Origin of the sequence: Shouchella clausii (genome assembly GCF_002250115.1) — a bacterium.
Lineage (GTDB): Bacteria > Bacillota > Bacilli > Bacillales > Bacillaceae_D > Shouchella > Shouchella clausii.
Map to the genome: position 1 here is coordinate 1,086,934 of NZ_CP019985.1, position 18,632 is coordinate 1,105,565.

The 18,632-nt window shown below is 40.0% G+C and carries 15 protein-coding genes; all 15 read right to left on the bottom strand.

From position 1 onward, the window contains the following. Positions 1-28: 28 nt before the first annotated feature. The 15 genes from BC8716_RS05135 to BC8716_RS05205 all read right to left on the bottom strand — a co-directional run bounded on the left by BC8716_RS05135 (position 29) and on the right by BC8716_RS05205 (position 18,612). Complete coding sequence (locus BC8716_RS05135; RefSeq protein ID WP_094424243.1) at positions 29-2,383, bottom strand: ABC transporter permease; 2,355 nt, start codon at positions 2,381-2,383, stop codon at positions 29-31. Between the two features lie 38 nt (positions 2,384-2,421). Continuing rightward, a complete protein-coding gene (locus BC8716_RS05140; RefSeq protein WP_094424244.1) occupies positions 2,422-3,747 on the bottom strand; it encodes an MFS transporter in 1,326 nt (441 codons plus the stop codon). Further along, positions 3,740-4,387 carry a TetR/AcrR family transcriptional regulator gene (locus tag BC8716_RS05145; RefSeq protein ID WP_094424245.1) on the bottom strand — a complete coding sequence of 216 codons (648 nt, stop codon included), beginning with the start codon at positions 4,385-4,387 and terminating at the stop codon, positions 3,740-3,742. Before BC8716_RS05145 ends, BC8716_RS05140 begins: the two co-directional genes overlap by 8 nt. Before the next feature lie 166 nt (positions 4,388-4,553). Next, positions 4,554-5,591, bottom strand: a complete 1,038-nt coding sequence (locus BC8716_RS05150; protein ID WP_094424246.1) for a sensor histidine kinase — start codon at positions 5,589-5,591, stop codon at positions 4,554-4,556. Continuing rightward, on the bottom strand, positions 5,588-6,262 hold the full coding sequence (locus BC8716_RS05155) for a response regulator transcription factor (RefSeq protein ID WP_094424247.1): 675 nt from the start codon (positions 6,260-6,262) through the stop codon (positions 5,588-5,590). Before BC8716_RS05155 ends, BC8716_RS05150 begins: the two co-directional genes overlap by 4 nt. A 28-nt stretch (positions 6,263-6,290) precedes the next feature. After that, positions 6,291-8,456 carry an ABC transporter permease gene (locus BC8716_RS05160; protein WP_094424248.1) on the bottom strand — a complete coding sequence of 722 codons (2,166 nt, stop codon included), beginning with the start codon at positions 8,454-8,456 and terminating at the stop codon, positions 6,291-6,293. Further along, complete coding sequence (locus tag BC8716_RS05165) at positions 8,446-9,225, bottom strand: ABC transporter ATP-binding protein (RefSeq protein ID WP_094424249.1); 780 nt, start codon at positions 9,223-9,225, stop codon at positions 8,446-8,448. The genes BC8716_RS05160 and BC8716_RS05165 overlap by 11 nt, the downstream gene beginning before the upstream one ends. A 329-nt stretch (positions 9,226-9,554) precedes the next feature. Then, positions 9,555-10,727 (bottom strand): macrolide family glycosyltransferase, encoded by a 1,173-nt coding sequence (locus tag BC8716_RS05170; protein WP_035202380.1) that lies wholly within the window; start codon positions 10,725-10,727, stop codon positions 9,555-9,557. Beyond that, entirely contained in the window at positions 10,724-11,161 is a 438-nt protein-coding gene (locus BC8716_RS05175) for a helix-turn-helix transcriptional regulator (RefSeq protein ID WP_011245113.1), read from the bottom strand. Before BC8716_RS05175 ends, BC8716_RS05170 begins: the two co-directional genes overlap by 4 nt. 196 nt (positions 11,162-11,357) lie before the next feature. Beyond that, on the bottom strand, positions 11,358-12,653 hold the full coding sequence (locus BC8716_RS05180; protein ID WP_094424250.1) for a phosphotransferase: 1,296 nt from the start codon (positions 12,651-12,653) through the stop codon (positions 11,358-11,360). Positions 12,654-13,307: 654 nt separating this feature from the next. Next, a complete protein-coding gene (locus BC8716_RS05185; protein ID WP_094424251.1) occupies positions 13,308-14,318 on the bottom strand; it encodes a serine hydrolase domain-containing protein in 1,011 nt (336 codons plus the stop codon). A 3-nt stretch (positions 14,319-14,321) separates the two neighbouring features. Beyond that, positions 14,322-15,269 carry a proline dehydrogenase family protein gene (locus tag BC8716_RS05190; protein WP_094429170.1) on the bottom strand — a complete coding sequence of 316 codons (948 nt, stop codon included), beginning with the start codon at positions 15,267-15,269 and terminating at the stop codon, positions 14,322-14,324. 54 nt (positions 15,270-15,323) lie between these two features. After that, positions 15,324-16,145: an AraC family ligand binding domain-containing protein gene (locus BC8716_RS05195; protein ID WP_094424252.1), complete on the bottom strand. Its 822-nt coding sequence runs from the start codon at positions 16,143-16,145 to the stop codon at positions 15,324-15,326. 513 nt (positions 16,146-16,658) lie between these two features. After that, positions 16,659-18,098, bottom strand: coding sequence for a glycoside hydrolase family 1 protein (locus BC8716_RS05200; RefSeq protein WP_094424253.1), 1,440 nt, complete (start codon positions 18,096-18,098; stop codon positions 16,659-16,661). Positions 18,099-18,114: 16 nt separating this feature from the next. Further along, positions 18,115-18,612 carry a PTS sugar transporter subunit IIA gene (locus BC8716_RS05205; protein WP_094424254.1) on the bottom strand — a complete coding sequence of 166 codons (498 nt, stop codon included), beginning with the start codon at positions 18,610-18,612 and terminating at the stop codon, positions 18,115-18,117. Between the last annotated feature and the right edge of the window lie 20 nt (positions 18,613-18,632).

Here is an 18,632-nt window from a genome sequence, read left to right on the forward strand (position 1 = left end):
TTTCTCTGGACGCTCCACCATTAGACCTTTAAACTTTCAGCCTGGCAGATAGATCTCCTTTTACAGCTGGCTTACACGACACGTATAGCGTTATTGCAACGGTGACAATCAGCAATAATGGCCATAGCAACCAAGTCTGCCAAGCCACTTGAACCAGTTCAATTTTCGCAGCTCCCATAAAAGACATCGCCAAACTTACTAGGAACTCCCCTATATAATTTGACGCTAAAGCACCAAATAGGATTCCTAAAACCAATACCATCAACGTGCCCGCCATATATTGATGACGAATTTGTTTCGACGTGAGTCCTATACTTCGCATAATGGCAATTTGCGACACGTCCTTGGATAATAACATCCGCAAGAATAAGGCCGTAATTAATACAATCATAAGGACAGTTATAATCATTCCACCAATGACAATGATGCCCATTTGATCGATGATGTTCCCGAGCGTTTGTTTTGTATATTCCTTGATATCGGTGACTTTTGCAAATCCATAAGTAGTCTGGTAGTTGTTCATTTTTTCCTGGATGTTTACACCGGTAGCTACATTCATGCTCACATGCATCCAAAGAACAGCGTCGTTATTTATGCCAAGATCAGTATGTGCTTTTGCGGTCTTTCCGCCATTGGTAATATCCTGATAAATGCCCGTTACTGTTAACGTCTTTTCCTTCCCGCCAGCCTTTACGACGACTTCATCGCCCACTTTCTTATTTAATCCGTTAGCGGAAGCATTGGCATAAGACAGCGAGATTTCTCCTTCTCCTTGCGGGGCCCTCCCTTCTAAATAGTTTAATGGGAATAGGGAAAAATCGCCGATCTCGATATAAATATAGTCCCATGAACCCTCTGTATTTTTGACCTGGTATGCACTGGTGATGTAAGCTGCATGCTTTTCGATATCCGAATCGTTCACTAGCTCTTCGTGCAATCTTGTAAAATCCGCTGTGATCGTGTCTGTCATTCGAAGGTCTATTCTCATATCAGACTTTCCTATTCCCATATACGTAGAAAACTCTGGTGAATTCATGGTGTTATATACATGCATAGGAAGAATCGCCATAAACGTGGATACGATATAAATTAACAGCAGCAGCCTGTATATTTTAAATCGTATCCACACATCTCGGAATCCCATGTAACGATTGACGCTAAAAAAACGGTTGTGAAGCAAGGGAAAACGGTAATTCTGTTTTTTACCAGGTTCCGTCATATTGGAGCGCAAAGCTTCCACTGCAGAGACTTTATCAATTCGTTTCAACACGCTTTTGCAGTACATCACAATGAGAAAATAGATCACGATTGGAGCAGCAAAAGATAGTACATATGGTAAAATTCCTGACGAGTCCGAAGAGAGGTAAAGCCTCATATTCCTGTTAAACAGATGGACTACGAAAAAGGAAAGGAGATAACCTGTCATGCCTGCAATCACTGATATGATTCTGTATTTCGTCAGGTACACCTTCCTTATCTCCTTTTTGGATATACCTATTGCTTTCATGACACCAATTTCTCTAACATCCTCATCAATCGTGGCCAGAAACGTAAGCCTGATACATAGAAAAGCAATCACAACCATCAGCATACTGATAAGGATGATCACCATCGCCACGGCTGCATCTGAGAGCGCATTAAATAGCAAAAAGACTTCCCCTTCGACTGTGGGCCCGTTTGCTGGAAGCCCAGCTTCGATATAGGCAGTCTGTACGGCTTGGGAATCACCGTTCTCTGTCAGCTTGAATTCGATCAAATATTCCCGTTCCCCAGCCTGCATCGTGTACATTTCATCATAATCTGCCTGATTGAGCACAAAACGTTTCGAAGACGTAAGGGAAGAGTTCATCTCATAATCTCTTGCATAGTCTGAAATGACAAAGTCTTTCGCGTATTCTCCGCTTTTTACGGTAATCGTCTCGCCGATTTTCAAGTTGTATTGCTGCATGAAGTAGATGGGAACAGCGACTTCCCCTTCCATTACATCGAGCTTTTCATTATTCAAATCCAATATAAAATCAAATTTTTCATTTTGAACAACAAATGAAATATCTTGCACCGTTCCAGCCATCGTTTGATTGTCACCAAAATGAATATGGCTTCCATCCAACGTCAGCAGCACCATCGTCTCCTGCATCGCGATATGCTCACGCTGTGCTTCAGTAAATCGATCAATGTCTTCCTGGTCAAACTCACCAGAATGCATCTGTGTAATATCTGCTGGGACTGCATGCTTTTGCAGCTCTGCCATCGAGGGAATCAAATGAGCGATGTTATGGACAGCACTCGCCGCTAACATAACGGCGAACATAATAAATAGAAAAACGGCGGCTGTAATGATTTTATTCCTTCGAAAATCATCCCTTACCATTTTTAAGAACACAAAATTCCCCCTGACTATGGCATTCCTTTTCTTGCCATTCACGTTTTTGAGATGCCCGTCCTATCTGTCCCGACTCTATTTGGGGTATCCATGTCTCTAATGCCCCTTGACCTAGAGACAAACAGTGCCGTAATGATAAGCCCTAGTCCAGCAAGAATAATTAAAAATCCGATCCCTCTCGCTTCACCTGTCCCAATTATTTTGCCAACCGTACCTGCAAGCACACCACCTTCTGCAAAGGCAGGGTTAAATACATGGTCTGCAAGAAAGCCGCCAATGACAAAAGCAACAACAAATCCTACTTGCGATATTAATGAAATAAGCCCCCATGCTCTCCCTTGTTTATGATTATCAATTGATTTTCTAATGAGCACATCGATACTTGCATTCGCAAATGGCAGCGAGGCAAAGAATAAAAAACCTGAGAGAAGGATGACCGGAATGCTTGTTGTAGCACCAAAACCCGCCATTGTAACCCCAGCGACGATAAAGCTTCCTACCATGACATTGACATAGTTTTTCTTAAGGATGCCGTTGCCTATGACAATGCTGGACACCAACATTCCGCAGGCAATGATCGTAAGTAGAATGCCTGTTGTTTTTTCATCTGTAATTGCGAGGAGCATCGGTTTGGACAGCACCTGGATCATCCCCATATAAAACATTAAAAAAGATACAAGGACAATTAATCGCAATACTCCTTTCGATTCAAGAATAATCAACCATCCTTCCTTTAAATCCTTGAAAAAATTCAATTTCTCCTTGACCTGCGGCTTTATCGCAAGTGATTTCCTTATCGAAAAAATGGCAATAACCGCTATTGCAAAAGTCAGAATATCAATGATAAGCACCACTTCAATCGTAGAAAAGGCTAGAATGAACCCCGCTAAAATAGGGGAAATCAAAAACTTTGAAGACGATGCAATGCCCACCATCCCACTTGCTTTGGCATACTCTTCCTCTGTTAGAAGGTCGGTAATCGTAGCTTTATAGGCTGGATTTAACAATGCCGAAAACAAAGAACTAACCCCAATACAAACACAGATTTGCCACACTTGAATATGTCCATTGATAATAAGTACGAGCAACACAACTAGTGCAAATCCAGACACAATATCCCCTAACATCATAAGCAGCCTTCGATCAAAGCGGTCTGCAAGAACCCCCGCAGCTGGAGCTAGTAAAATCATCGGCAACAGTGCCGCCATTTCCACCATTGCCACATCTACTGCTGATTGTGTCAGTAGCCACACATATACGCCAAGAGCAAATGCGGTCAATCCTGTACCAATATTGGATATCAATTCACCCACCCACAGGACTAAAAATTTGTTCAATCCATTTTCTATTTTTGGATTATTCATGGCCGCCTCCATCCTTACTGGCAAACAACTCCAATACATACATGAGACTTCCGCGCTCAGCTCCAAGCAACCGTTCTAAGTTAAATACAAACCCATGTAGGCGTTTTACACGCTCTTCGTCCGTCATCTCTACCATATCATCATCGAAAACCGTATTAAGATAGATTACAACCATTTCCATACATTCGTACGGGAACGGCGTGTTAAACAAGCCTAATTCGATGCCCTCGTGGATGATATCCGTCAATATTTGCGGTACGTTGGAAATAATGACTTTTTCAATTTTCTGGTGCATGAGCGCGTTTTGTGGCTTATGAATATGGTCCTTTATTTCTTGGCCGCTTCCGCCACTTACGTTTAAAGCCATGACGACGCCAATAATACGCTCACTAACAGGTATGCTTTTGTCGGCAGCGATTACCCGCGCCTCGCTTAAAATACGAGTACTATGCCGCTCAATCAACGCGTCCATAATCGCCTCTTTTGACTTGAAATGATAATAGAGCGTTCCTCGTGCGATTCCGACTTTTTCAAGAATGTCTTTTGTACTTGTACCTTCAAAGCCCTTCTCTCCAAAAAGCTCTTCTGCAGCGTCAAGAATTTCGTTTTTGCGTTCTTCTGCTTCTTTTACAACTCTCATGACTGCATCTCCTCGTTATAGACCGACTGTCTGTCGGTAATAGAATAACATAAGATTTTGAGATGTCAAGATGTCGTACTGCATCCCTCCATGCCTTTCACATGGAAGCAAGGACGTGTGAAAGGCAGAGCCATAAAAAATGGGTTATCAGGATCAGTACGACATCCTATGTTTTCACATTCGGAAATTTTAACGACAACGTAAAACCCGAGCCAGGCTCTGACGTGGCCTCCAACTGAATCGCTAAATCATCAGCCATCTTGCTCACTAAAAAAAGCCCCATCCCTGTTGCTTGCCTTGTGTAAGCCCCTCGCCCTCCAGTAAAACCTTTATCAAAAATAAACGGTAAATCTTCTCCCGAAACACCCGGTCCATTATCACGAATATGCAAAATCGTTTGGTCTCTGTTTTCGTCATACACGGTTTCAAATGTGATCAATGGATTATCCTGATGTTGTGTAACGTGTTTTGTACTATTGGCAATAACCTGTTCTATAATAAACGCTAACCCTTTGCGGTCGGAGAGAATTTCCGTCTCTTCGCCTTTGAACTGGATTTGAAAACCAGATTCATCAAGTAGTGTTTGGTAATCTACAATTGTCCGTTTACAAAACGCTAGAATAGGAATCGACTCAAACAGATAATCTTTATGGGCAGCTCCAAGTCTGGCATAATATAAAATTCGCTCGACATCTCCACGCATTTGATCTCTGACATGAAGCATACGCTGTCGAACGAGGGGAGACATTTCGTCATTGCGGTTATCTAAAACCAATGTCATCAATGACAAAGGTTTTTTCATTTCATGAACCCAACCTTCAATGTAGTTTTCATAATCGGCGAGCTCAAGCACTTGTTGATTTCGTTCCTCTTGGTAGGACCTTAGAACACTTCCAATTCTGCGGATAAATGGCCAATTTGTTTTCGGAGATACCCGGCATAACATTTCTTCGTTTGCCTCATTCGGTTCTAACAAAAAATCTGCAAAGGCAGCTTCGATTCTTCTTTCCTTTCTTATAATCAGAAATACAGATACCGATATTATCGCTAACGTAAAAACAACCATTAAGCTTACTAAAACGTTAAACGTTTCAGGGTAAGCTAACCAAGCGAAAAAAATAAATAAAAGATTGGTTAGCATTAACATAAAAAACCATTGCTTATGCGCATGAAAACACGCATAAATGTGTTTGATCCGATTCATCGTCTATACTCCTTCAGTCGATACCCTTGGCCCCTTACCGTTTCAATTTGGTCTTCCAAGTTTAATGGCCGCAGCGTCTTTCGCAAACGCGTGAGATTAACTTGAATGGCGTTTTCGTCTATAAATTGGTCGGTTCCCCATAAAAGCTCACTCAACGCTTTTTTTGACACAATCTCAGGACGATTCTGTACTAATGCCAATAAAATTTTTCCTTCATTCGCCGATAAGACGAGCGACTCGGATCCCTTATACAACGTATAGGTATTGGGATCAAGCGAAAAATCGCCGCCATCGACCAAGCCTGGCTGTCTCGCAAATCTTCTTAACAAGTTTTGAATGCGGGCCAATAAGCGATCGCGATTGCATGGTTTCGTCAAATAATCATCCGCACCTAAATGAAATCCATGTAACTCATCTTGTAACTTGTCTCTCGACGTCAAAATCAATATCGGTCCAATCCCTTTCGATTTTAGGCTTTTGCATAGATCAAATCCAGATTGCCCTGGTAAATTGATGTCTAACAAGACTAAGTCAGGTGCCAAAGTGGCAATTTGATGGGCAATGTCATGGAAATCTGTAACCGCTACGACATCAAATCCTTCTTTTTTCAAAATATCCATTAACTCTTCTCTCATCCATGCATCGTCTTCAACGATTGCAATCCTCGCCACTTTAGCACCTCCTCTGTACAGATACTCGTTAATCGATGTTTGGCTTCCACCGTAATTTATCGATCTCATGGTCAGCCGAACGGGCAACAGCGACTCCATAAATCGCTACAATGGCGATCACGATACAGGCAAAGGCAATCGCGATAGGATACAGGAGGGGATCGTCCTCAAAGCGAATGACCACAAATGAAATCATTGCCCTTATCCCAACAGCTGCACTTACGCATGCGAGAGACATCGGTAACAAAAAGGCCCACAACACCTGTGTATGCATCGATTTTTTCATTTGATCACGTTTGGCGCCTAACATCGACAGGGTGACATAGCGCCCTCCAGTCTGCTTCATTTGCGTCAAAAATTGTAAAGCCAATACCGTGCAAGCAATAATTAAAAACAAGAATCCCATATACAAGACAGTATAACTCCCAGCAACGACATAGAAGAGCCGGCGCCCGAAGTTTTGCAAGTAACTTTCAAACGCGAAGCCTGAAGTTGTTAATATGTCTCTAGCCTCCATTAGTGGTTTCATTAAACCTTGCTGCTCCTGCAACTTTTGCGGGATTCGGAAATTCCAATAGGACACATACGTTTCCTTATTGACTAATTGTTCAAACATCCGGTCAGTCACAATAAAGGCTGAAAAGATTTCCACGGAACGGTCCGCTACCAATCCTCTCATAGGAATCGATGGGCGTATGAACATGTCTTGATTATCAATACTCAGCAAACGTTGCCCCTCTTTTGCCGCCTTATCAAGAATCGAATCAAGTACAGGCATGCGATCAAGATTTTCCATAGGGACAAAATCCGGGTTAAAGTACAAGGCGATTTCATCTGAATCAAGGTTCAGGGGTTGTTCTCCTATCGCTGTTAAAAGTCCATTATATGACGATTCAGGAATTAGATAAGGTGTCGTTGTATCCATTTCTAACACCCCTAGCAAATTAAGGGCTTCGGGGTTCTCCGAACTAATATCGTAACTTTGCATTTCTCCAGACAAAAGTTGCTCCTTATAGTGGCTAGGCAAAGCCAAGATGAGTTGCTCTTTTAATTTAGACCAATCAACCAATGACAGTGGCATCCCATCTTCCGCGCGCTCTCCCTGATCGTTCATCTTTCCCATTTCCAACAGGTTTGAGTCTTCGACATAAGGGCGCATTTTTTCGGAAGCCAAAAATGGCTCCACTTTTTGACTCTCTCCGTTAACCGTAAAATCATATACTGAGGAATCTCGATTATACAAACTGTCTAAACTTAAAATCGTTGAAGCACCATTGGCAATCAAAATAATCGACAACGTGAGCAGAATCGATGTAACCGCAACCGCAGTTGACCGGTTAGCAACATTCTCTTGAAACTGCCTTAATGTAAAGGTGTGCAGCCCTTTCATCGATTTACGCTTGGACAAACTTGCCCAAATGCCTAGTAGTTTTCCAAATCCCCTTATAAAAAGGATCGTTCCTAAGCTTCCAAAAAGGAGTGCCGCAAACAGAAGCAGTCCGCCAAAGTCCGCAAACCGATATAAGACGATCCAATAGGCAACACCTAGTAAGACAGAACCTAGTCCTACATGGAGTACATTGCCTTTCACATGCCCCATATCCGTTTTCTTGTCCATTTGCTCATACAGTAATTGATGGACCTCCTGTTGAAACAATCTTCCACCAAGCATGACCAATGCGATAAACTGGATCAATAAAAAGCCAATAATCGTAAAAATAATCGCCTCTACGGACAAACTAAATTGATGCCCGATGATCCCCTGTCCGACTAATTTAGAAACGGTTAAACTAATGATTTCTGCTAAAAAGCCCCCTACTAAAAGGCCTCCAGCGAGTGCCAAAATAGAGGTCATCAGCCCCTCAGCCAAAAGCTGGACAATTAGACGCTCCTTGCGCATTCCTAACATTAGGTAAAGCCCAAACTCTTTACTTCTTCGATTTAATTGGTACCGATTGGCAAATAAAACCAAGAAAAACAATAAAAATAATGCAAACAGATAGACAATCCGCATTTCAGCTAGAAGTTTATCAATCGCATCACTTTCAAACTCCCTTAAAAATAATATAACATCTTGTTTTCCGAGCGAAAGAATGATATAAAACGAAGCGACTGCTGTTACAAGGGTAGCAAAATAAATGGCATTTTCCTTACGGCTTCGTTTGGCATTACGAAAAACCAACCTAGAGAACATTGGCGCTTCCTCCCCCAAGCTGAGCTAGTACCTGTAAAATTCGTTCATAAAATGTTTCTTGTGGCTCATCCTGTTTTCGACGCAGTTCATGAAAGATGACACCATCTTGAATAAATAGGATTCTTGAGCAGAAGCTTGCTGCATTCGGGTCATGGCTAACCATTAAAATCGTTCTTCCACTACTCCGGTTAATCCCTTCCAACTTGTTCATTAACGTTTTTGCCGAGCGTGTGTCCAAAGCCCCTGTCGGTTCGTCAGCAAGGACGATATCAGGGTCAGAAATCAAACAACGGGCAGCGGCGACTCTTTGCTTTTGCCCCCCAGACATCTGAGCGGGAAATTTGTTAAGAATGTCGGTTATTTCTAAAAAACCTGCTAGCTCATTTATTTTCGCTTGTGCTTTGGCAAAATCAATTCCATGAATGGACAATGGCAATAATATGTTTTCTTGCCCCGTTAAATTATCCAGCAGTTCAAAGTCCTGAAACAAATAGCCAATACGACTGCCGCGATACTCTGCCAAATCCTTGCTGTCAAACGCGCTAATGTTTTGCCCATTTAACAGGACCCGCCCTGACGTCGGTTTGATAATGGTCGCAATGCAGTTTAACAATGTCGTTTTGCCAGAGCCGCTCGGTCCCATGATTCCTAAAAATTCTCCAGGAAGAATATCAAACCGAACACCGTTTAAAGCTTTCGTTCTATTATTTTTCTTTCCGTAGTGTTTTTGTAAGTCTTGCACCTCTAATAATTTTCCTTGGCTGCCCATGTATAACTCTCCCTCTTTGATTCTCATTTTCCGGAATGATCATCGATCGATGAAGCTATACACATTATAACCAGTCTAAAATTAGAAAAATACTTACAGATGGTGTAAGGGACCTAGCTTTCATTGCCGTGCCCTGACCTACAACGTATGGGGGCAGGATCGATACACAGAAAATTGAGTCTTGTAATTTCAGTGGAAAAACATTAACGCCTTGTCCTTCATAAAAATAAATAAAGCGTTCGGCATTTTGACCAAACACTTTACGAATGTGGACAGCGATATTGATTTCACTTAATATAAACCCAGTACTTTGATTTTCCATTAGATTTCTAGCTAATTTTACTCAGAATCACACTGGCTGCTTTGGCAGCACCGCCTGCCTCCCGAAAGCTTTTTGCCAATTTCTGTGCTTCTTTTTTATAGGTAGGATTCACAAGCACTTCAGCTACTGCTGCCGCTAAATGCTTTGGCTTATTAGAGTTAAGTTTAAATCCTGCGCCTAGCTCTGCAACCCGATCAGCGACCATTCTTTGTTCGCCATGCTGTGGAAATAAAATCAATGGAACGCCAAAATAGAGGCCCTCACTTGTGCTATTCATTCCACAATGGGTAATAAATACATCTGCTTCCTGTAATACAGAGATCTGCTCCACCACGTTTTTTACTGTGAAGTTTTCAGGTATACGACCAAGAGACGAAATATCCGTTTTATCACCAACAGACATCACCACATCATAATCCGCGTTTGCAAATGCAACAAGGCAGTTTTCGTAAAAATCTTGATTTTGATTGAGTACCGTTCCAAGGGAGATATAGATTGTTTTTCTCCCTCTTATACCATCCTGTAGTGGCTCCGTTTGCCTTATGGATGGTCCGACAAACGTATAGCGTTCTGAAAAAGTATCCGCCAGAGGCTGAAAATCCTTCGACGTGTACACAATGGTGTCCGTTTCATTATCATTTTGAATTAAGGACACTACATTCTTTACTCGATAACCGTGATCGTTTAATTGCTTAATCTTTTTGTTTACCCTTCGCATGCCTACAATCATTCTCCAGATTTCTATGAAGCTCCTCTTCATCAATTTTGCTGTATGTTGATTAAAAGCAAACGAAGTAGTCGAACAAATAGAGGGTATTCCTAGTTTTTCAGCAAATAATTTCCCCCACATGCACATCGAGTCGTACACAATACAGTCTGGTTGAATTTCTTTTAATTCTTTACAAACCTTTTGATCCAAGGCCATTGTTGTCTCGGCTGTCATTTCAATCAATGCTGCAAAGTCTTTACCTACTTTACTATCCAGCTCTTTTTGTGAAACTTGAGGTAAAAAATTATCACAAGCAATAAATATAGCGCCAGCTTCTTTTATTTTATGTTGAAACTCTAAAAAAGAATAATACCAAACTTGGTGCCCTTTATTTACTAATTCGCTTACCACCGGAATAGTGGGGTTCGTGTGGCCATGTGCTGGTATCGAGAAAAAAACGATTTTACTCATTCCGTTTCACCCTTCAGTTCAGCCTTTCGAATCATGTCGGCAAATTCCAGAAAGCCTTCACTTTTCAAAATAGCGATTCCCTTTGTCGCATCTTCTCCCAAGACAACGAGTTTGTCTCCTGCATGAATTTGATACATTTCTCGTGCCTGTTTCGGAATCACCATTTGTCCCCGTTCTCCCACCTTCACAACACCAAAAAACTGCTTTCCCTTAGGACGAAGCTGGTTTGCTTCTTCTTCACTCATATCTCGGGATAATTGATCAATCGTTACTTGAAATATATCACTAAGCATCTTGCATTTAAAAATATCTGGAAAAGCTTCTTCGCTTTCCCACTTTGCTACAGTCTGTCGTGAGACATTTACCTTTTCAGCCAATTGTTCCTGACTCAGTTTATGCTTTTTACGTAAAACACGTATATTGATACCAATCATTTCTTCCGTCCCCTTCTACCCCAATTTACAGACGATTCAACGTAAAGTCTATCAACTTTGTATAACAGTTGTTGTTAAAATTTGTGGCATATACGTAGCCATGTTCATACCCAAGCTATAATGGAACTAGGCGACAAGAAGCATTGAACAAAGACTGCAAGGTAGACACTAGTCTCTACAGCTTGAAAAAGAGAATTTATAGCATTGGCATAGTCAACCACTCCGTGATGTAACCCTCTATTAATTGTTTTTTATCCCAATTGTCGTTAAAAGCAGGAAAGATAAACGTTTGATAAATCGTTAGATAATAAACAGGAGCAATGACCTTCAGCCAATTATATTCCTCAATGAGATGGGGCTTAGAATCAAAGCCACTCCATTTTTCCAAATAGTCATTTAACAATGACTGAGCAACTTCCTCTGAAAAAAACTGTTCCACTTCTTTTAGGATGACCATTATACTCAGAAACGGGTGTGATAACGTACAATCAGACCAGTCATAAATAACCGGTTGGCCGTTTTGCACCATTATATTTCCACCAAAAAAGTCACCATGCTCTAAGGCGAGTGGAATATTCGATTTTTCTATCTTGTCGCATATATTTATGATGGTTGGGATACTCGCGTTCAACTTTTGATAGGTCTCCCTCGAAATAGGATGGCTCTCATATAAATCATCGAATGAACACTTTACATACGATTTAATTACCTTTGCTACAGGCCTAACTGGACAATTTCGTTTTTTCAATTCGTCAATATGTCGAGTAGATTGCTTTTGCATAACTGCTAACTGTTCAATTGCTTGTCTCCAGTAAGCGATTTTTCCGGTCTGGCCAAGTAAAGAACCTTGTATTTCTCGCATGATATACCAGTTTTTGTTCGGTTCGACTTGTACAATTTCAGGTACGTACAAAGGATAATGTTGAAATAAGTAATCGCTCAATAAAGGTTCATGATTAAATACATCCGGTACTGCTTTAAAATAGTAGTTCTGTGTATCTGAAATGATTCGAAACAAAGCCGACCTTTCCCAGCTTCTAATTTGTGCAAATGTTAAAGAACTGTTTGACAAAACATTGGCTGCCCATCTCTCCATTTGGTTTCTCCATCCTACATGAAACCATGGAATTCCAACTGACCTTTGAGTGTCTATCCAACTTTTCAGTATCGTTTGGTCATCACTATTCAATTTTTTCAAATCACTCGGTTGTGATAAAGTTAGCCATACGTGATTAGCAAATTGGACGCTTTCTTCTTCCAGAATCTCTACTTCATATATTCGTATATTCTCGAGTTGACGACAGCACCTTAGTACAGTCGTTTTCAGCTGAAAATGCTCTTTTACAAATTCATTTATATGTCCTACTATTGCCACATGAGCCAATTCAGGTCGGTAAGAAGGTAGGGAGAATTCATTTTTGTCATAAGTAAGCATTAATTTATTCTTAAGTTTCGAATATACAATAAGCTTATATACCCAATGGCTACCCATAACTCTCACCTTTTCACATGAGTCATCGCTCTAAATTATGCCATTCTATGCTTTATGCCTAGTTAGCGAAAACGCGTCCCGATTAAAAGGAAGGGGGACTGGGCTGTAGAAACTGAAACATAGAGATGGGGAACCTCTCCTCAATTGGATGTTATGCGAATCAAACTTAAATGAGTGCTGCATAGAGGGTTCCTGTATAATCACATTAACACATTCAGCAAGCCTATTGTATTACAGGATTTCCATGATATCCTAAAAAGGAATGCTTAACTACTAACGTTATCTTCTTTTTCTAGACAGAGATACAATTCTATCTTAGCAACAATGTGGACGAGAGCTTCTGTCCTTACAAAGTCAGGTGGTGCTTACGATGTTACAACGAACACTTGGACTTAATTGCATTAATACGAATGGGGAAGGAGCTAACTAAATGCCTTGGAATACAATGATGTTGTTTGGTACGTTCATAGCGGTTCCTTTAATTATTGTCATCATTGTTGTAACTATTTATAAAGGAGCTAAGAAAAAGGAATCGAATTAACGAAGTAACGAATAGAAGCGGCTATATGCTGCTTCTATTTTTGCGGCAATGTAGGTGTTGTTCATGCTAAGCGATTTATATCAAAAGGTAGAGTGATCAGTCAAAATACCGATCTACACCATCATTAAAAGATCATTTGCCAGATTGCCAAATTGCCTCACATCGCTTAAATAATCGTATCCGCGCGGATTGCTTAACTGATTATACATTCTTACTACCACTGCATTGTATTTCGGGACTACTAAACAAGCGCACCCGGTAATGCCAAGTATTTGATAAGAACAACTTGGTAAGCGTTCCCCTATTTGATTTAGAGGGGTGTCACTTTGTAACCACCATATAAAACCATTTCGTGGTAGATGAGCAGGAACGGTATTAGGAGTTTGAAGTGTTGTTATTCGTTCAAACACGCTTTTCGGTAACACTTGTTTGCCGCCTAAACAGCCTTTTGTGAGATGGATATATCCCCACATCGCCAAGTCGCGTGCGCTAATGAATAAATTGCTCTGGTCTCCTTCATCACTACTATTTGGTCCAACCCACGTATCTTTATCCTTATAGTAATTGTAAATAAGGTTTTCATGATACTCGGTTCTCCAACCTGTTTCTATAAGTTGAAAAACATCAAATACGTTATTTCTCATAAAAGTGCTCAAATGTTGGCCTGACAAATGATGAACAAGTTTAATAAGCATACTGATACCAGGACTTCTGTACGCCCAGTTTGCACCAGCTGGGAATTCCCTTACAAACCTACCTCGTTCCTCCATTAATCCGTGGGTATGTGTAAGTAGATGGCGCAAGGTTACCCCATTTGCAATCTTTTTATATTCGTGTAGATATGTCCCAATTTCGTCATTAATGCTCCTAATTCGTCCTTGCTCAATTAACAAACTTATCGCTAGAGCGAGATATGTTTTACGGATTGAACCAACGTTAAATTGGGTTTTTTCATCCACGGGGCGTGAATTTTCAGGATAATCATGCCTACCTGAATACCACTCATTTACGATGCTATTATCTTTTATAATGTATGTTGCTGCTGCTGTTGCCCCGACCGTCAATTGGATTTTATACACATAATCATTAAGAGTTTGGAAATGGTTGTTTTCTATTCGTTTCATGTCCTATTCCCCGACAGTATGTTGTCCAATCACATCTGAAAGGAACGTATAAATATTTGGAGGGTATTCAGCAATACGATGAACGACATACAAATACCACTCGCTACCATATGTTACATACACTTTAGCCTGAATGCCATCCTCTTTTAAAGATCTTAATAAGTCAGGTCGTACACCATCCAACATCTCTACTTCAACATTTGGCCTGTAAAGAAGCCCTTTCGCTTTTAATTCCGTCAATAGATTTTCATCATGTGTTGCAATAGATAATGGTTGATTCCGCTCTACACACATAGATACAAATTCTATATACCGTTTATTTAATTCTTCCGATCTTGGAATATAGATGCCTTCAGGCTCTTGATAGGCGCCCTTTACTAAACGGATTCTACCTGGGGTCTTCAATAGATCGTTTAGGTCAATCAATGAACGTTCCAAATGAACTTGTAAGGTTATTCCAACATTTGAGAACGATTTTGCTATCCGTTTGTATAGTGATAAAATGGTATCTGTTTTTTGCGATTCTTCCATACTTATCATTAGTTGAATATTATGTTTTTGTGCTACTTTTGCTAATTCTTTTAAATTCGTAAATGCGACTGAATCAGAAATCATCATTCCAATATGGGAAAGATCAAATGATACGGTAGCCTTCCTTAGCTTATGCCCAAGATCTTTGATTAGTTCTATGAATTCATTTTTGGCATGAATACATTCTTCTTCAGAAGTTGTATTTTCGCCAATAAACTCTAGTGAAACCTGGTATCCTTTGTTATATAGCTTTATAACACGTTCTATCCCTTCCCTGCGTGTCTCCCCAGCTACAAATCGGTTCGCACCTTTCATTAAAATCGGAAAAAGCTCTTTGGAATTTTGAATATATGCTTTGAGTTCATGATTTCTAGCAATCGATTTTAAAGCTTTAGAAAAGCGAGCTTCTTCATTAATCATAAGATCATCATATCCCCATTTCATTTAGAATGAAAACTTCCATACGGAAGCTATTTACGATTCTCCGATAAAAATATCCCTGTATTGCCCAGGCGTCAATCCAATAAATTCCATAAAAAACTTACTAAAGTGACTTTGGTCTACAAAACCTGTCTCGATTGCTGCATCAAGTGGTTTTATACCCTTTTCCAACCGTTTCTTCGCTTCACTAATACGTACGGTTTGTAAGTAACGATATGGAGTAATCCCCCGAATTCGCGTAAATGAGCGTAATAAAGAATATTTGTTCATGTTCGCTATCTTTGCTAAATTGTCTAACGTAATTTGTTCTGCATAATGTGCTTCTAGGTAGTGACAGACATGTTCAATTTCTTGTTTAATCGCTATCGGTTCAGTATCTGTGTTCGCTTCGGTATATTCTTCAATAAGCTGTTGAATAAAGAAATAAAACGTTTCTTCTTTCTCCAAATCTGAGACTTCGTCCATAATCATCTGGTGAAGATGATGTAATAATTGAGCTTGTCCACTACGATGAGCCACCGGAGAAGAAAAGAAAGGAAGATAATCTTGCCCTGTAATCTCTTTTGCGACTTTTCGCATAATTTCAGGCTTAATATTCAAACAGCGATAATCTAATGTCTGGTTGTCAACGGATTCACAGGCATGATTGTCCATGGGGTTAAAAAAGATAACATCACCTGTGCCTATTAGATAGTCTTTGTTTTTACAAGATAACCGTCTTTGCCCACTCTCTATATAGCCAATTACATAATATTCATGGAAGTGGTTCGGAAACTTTTGCATGATTCCTTCAAAACGGTATGCTTCTATTTGTAATTCATGATCAAACCGTACTGTTCTTTCCTCTCGTCCCACCGAACAACCTCCTTTTGATTGCTAATACTGAGTGTAACACATTTGGGTAAAGCGCTCTTGTAAGATATTGACTAAAAAAGCTGGTAGAATAATATAAAGATCATATACCATTTGTTTTATTATCTCGATGAATCCATAAATTCTTTTACCCTGTTTTTCTCCAATGCCTCAATCCTGCGGATGATGGAAGCCAGTTGTCCATCTTATAGTACAAGTGATAATTTCGGTTTTATTGTCGTCTCTGCCCTAGGACCAGTAAATGGGCTGCTCGAACATAAGAATGATCAATGGAGCCGAATATATGATTAGAACTAAATCAATGTGACGAGATGTAAGACATCCCACAACTATGTAAAGGCACTTCCCCATCTATCGGTACTCTGCCTTGTTCCATGAAAATACCCCTTCAGATCATCAAATCAAAAGGGGTACAAAACGTTTGGTACGTCATATCGTTAGCTCTTTTTTACTTCTTTGATAGGGTTTTACACACTATCTACTTGCGAATAAACTTTATAAAACCTCGCCATTACTTTCAATAACATTTTTATACCAATAGAATGATTTTTTCTTCAATCGCTTCATCGTACCACTGCCATCATCGTGTTTATCAACATATATGAATCCATAACGTTTAGAGAATTCCCCGGTTGAGGCGCTCACTAAGTCAATGCATCCCCAACTTGTATAACCTATTAAATCAACACCATCATGAATAGCCTCGCGCATTGCTTCAACATGACTACGCAAATAATCAATTCGATAATCATCGTTTATGGAACCATCTTCTTCAACTTTGTCGTAAGCGCCTAAGCCGTTTTCAACCACGAAAAGCGGCACTTGATAACGGTCATAAAGTTTGTTCAACACGATTCGTAAACCAGTCGGATCTATTTCCCATCCCCAGTCACTTGCTTTTAAAAATGGATTTTTTACTCCTTCTAACAAGTTACCAGGGGTAGAATCAAGTCCCGTTTTATCTTTTTTCTGCGTTAAAGACATATAGTAACTTAATCCGATATAGTCGACCTTATGTTCTTTGATTAATTCCAAATCCCCATCACGGATATCTAGAGATATGTTGTTTTTTTTAAAAAAACGCTTCGCAAATGAAGGGTATTCCCCTCGCACTTGTACATCCCCGCAGAAATAATTAAAGATGCGTTCTTCCTCCATAGCGTACAAAACATTTTCGGGATTACAGTCAAATGAATAGACAGGCGCGGCGATAATCATAGACCCAATTTTAGCATCTGGAATGATTTCATGGCATGCCCGAACAGCAATACTACTCGCCACAAATTGGTGGTGAAAAGCCTGGAAAATCGATTGATATTTGTCTTCTCCCTTTTCGATCGAAAAACCCATGCTCATGATTGGAAAATGTAAGGCACTATTAATCTCATTAAACGTCATCCAATATTTCACTTTGTCTTTATAGCGATTGAAAATAGCATTGACATAACGTTCAAAAAACGCAATGACTTCACGACTTCTCCAACCGCCATACTCTTTTACAAGATTTAATGGCATTTCATAGTGAGAAATGGTTACGACCGGCTTAATTCCGTATTTGTGCAATTCATCAAATACACGGTCATAAAACGCAAGTCCTACTTCATTGGGTTCTAATTCATTCCCATTAGGAAAAATGCGCGACCAGGCAATTGACATACGATAAACTTTGAAGCCCATTTCAGCAAATAAGGCAATATCCTCTTTGTAGCGATGATAGAAGTCTATTCCTTCATGATTTGGATAATACTTTTCTTTATCAATTTCAAAATTGAAATCCGGTTCTTTTAATACTTTTAGTCTCTCTTTACCTCCAGGAAGAACATCAGCGATATTTAACCCTTTTCCCCCTTCAAGATAGCCGCCCTCCATCTGGTTAGCTGCAGTTGCTCCTCCCCATAAAAAGTTTTCGGGGAATTTCATTTTAGATTGATTCATTTTCATTACCTCCACACTATTTAAAGTTGCATACAAACAGATTTTCTCCCCTTGATACCGCTTGTTGATCTACATGTTCAATCTCGTCTACTTTATCCGAATAATTTGTAATGATGATCGGTGTAATGATTTCCTTATTTTTATCTTTTAATAATGAAATATCAAAGTTTAATAAAGGATCCCCTACTTTAACAGTTTGTCCTTCTTCAATTAAAGCAGTAAATCCCTCACCGTTGAGTTCTACTGTCTCTAATCCGACATGCAAAAGTATTTCTAGGCCGGAAACAGATGTAATGCCTATCGCATGCTTTGTGTGAAAAACTTGAACAACTTTTCCTTCAACAGGAGATACGAGGACACCTTCTTCCGGTATGATAGCAACACCATCACCCATCATTTTTTGTGAGAAGACAGGGTCGGGAACCTGCTCTAGCGGTAACAATTCACCTGTAAGTGGAGAAAAAATTTTCTCTTTTTCAATTCTCTTCTTATGCTTGAATATCTTCGCTAACATTTTCTTCCCTTCCTAAATCA

What these genes read in the sequence shown, in the direction of transcription:
- BC8716_RS05140 (WP_094424244.1), bottom strand. Translation starts at nt 3,747, where the DNA reads ATGAATAATCCAAAAATAGAAAATGGATTGAACAAATTTTTAGTCCTG.
- BC8716_RS05145 (WP_094424245.1), bottom strand. Translation starts at nt 4,387, where the DNA reads ATGAGAGTTGTAAAAGAAGCAGAAGAACGCAAAAACGAAATTCTTGAC.
- BC8716_RS05150 (WP_094424246.1), bottom strand. Translation starts at nt 5,591, where the DNA reads ATGAATCGGATCAAACACATTTATGCGTGTTTTCATGCGCATAAGCAA.
- BC8716_RS05160 (WP_094424248.1), bottom strand. Translation starts at nt 8,456, where the DNA reads ATGTTCTCTAGGTTGGTTTTTCGTAATGCCAAACGAAGCCGTAAGGAA.
- BC8716_RS05165 (WP_094424249.1), bottom strand. Translation starts at nt 9,225, where the DNA reads ATGGGCAGCCAAGGAAAATTATTAGAGGTGCAAGACTTACAAAAACAC.
- BC8716_RS05170 (WP_035202380.1), bottom strand. Translation starts at nt 10,727, where the DNA reads ATGAGTAAAATCGTTTTTTTCTCGATACCAGCACATGGCCACACGAAC.
- BC8716_RS05175 (WP_011245113.1), bottom strand. Translation starts at nt 11,161, where the DNA reads ATGATTGGTATCAATATACGTGTTTTACGTAAAAAGCATAAACTGAGT.
- BC8716_RS05180 (WP_094424250.1), bottom strand. Translation starts at nt 12,653, where the DNA reads ATGGGTAGCCATTGGGTATATAAGCTTATTGTATATTCGAAACTTAAG.
- BC8716_RS05185 (WP_094424251.1), bottom strand. Translation starts at nt 14,318, where the DNA reads ATGAAACGAATAGAAAACAACCATTTCCAAACTCTTAATGATTATGTG.
- BC8716_RS05190 (WP_094429170.1), bottom strand. Translation starts at nt 15,269, where the DNA reads ATGATTAATGAAGAAGCTCGCTTTTCTAAAGCTTTAAAATCGATTGCT.
- BC8716_RS05200 (WP_094424253.1), bottom strand. Translation starts at nt 18,098, where the DNA reads ATGAATCAATCTAAAATGAAATTCCCCGAAAACTTTTTATGGGGAGGA.
- BC8716_RS05205 (WP_094424254.1), bottom strand. Translation starts at nt 18,612, where the DNA reads ATGTTAGCGAAGATATTCAAGCATAAGAAGAGAATTGAAAAAGAGAAA.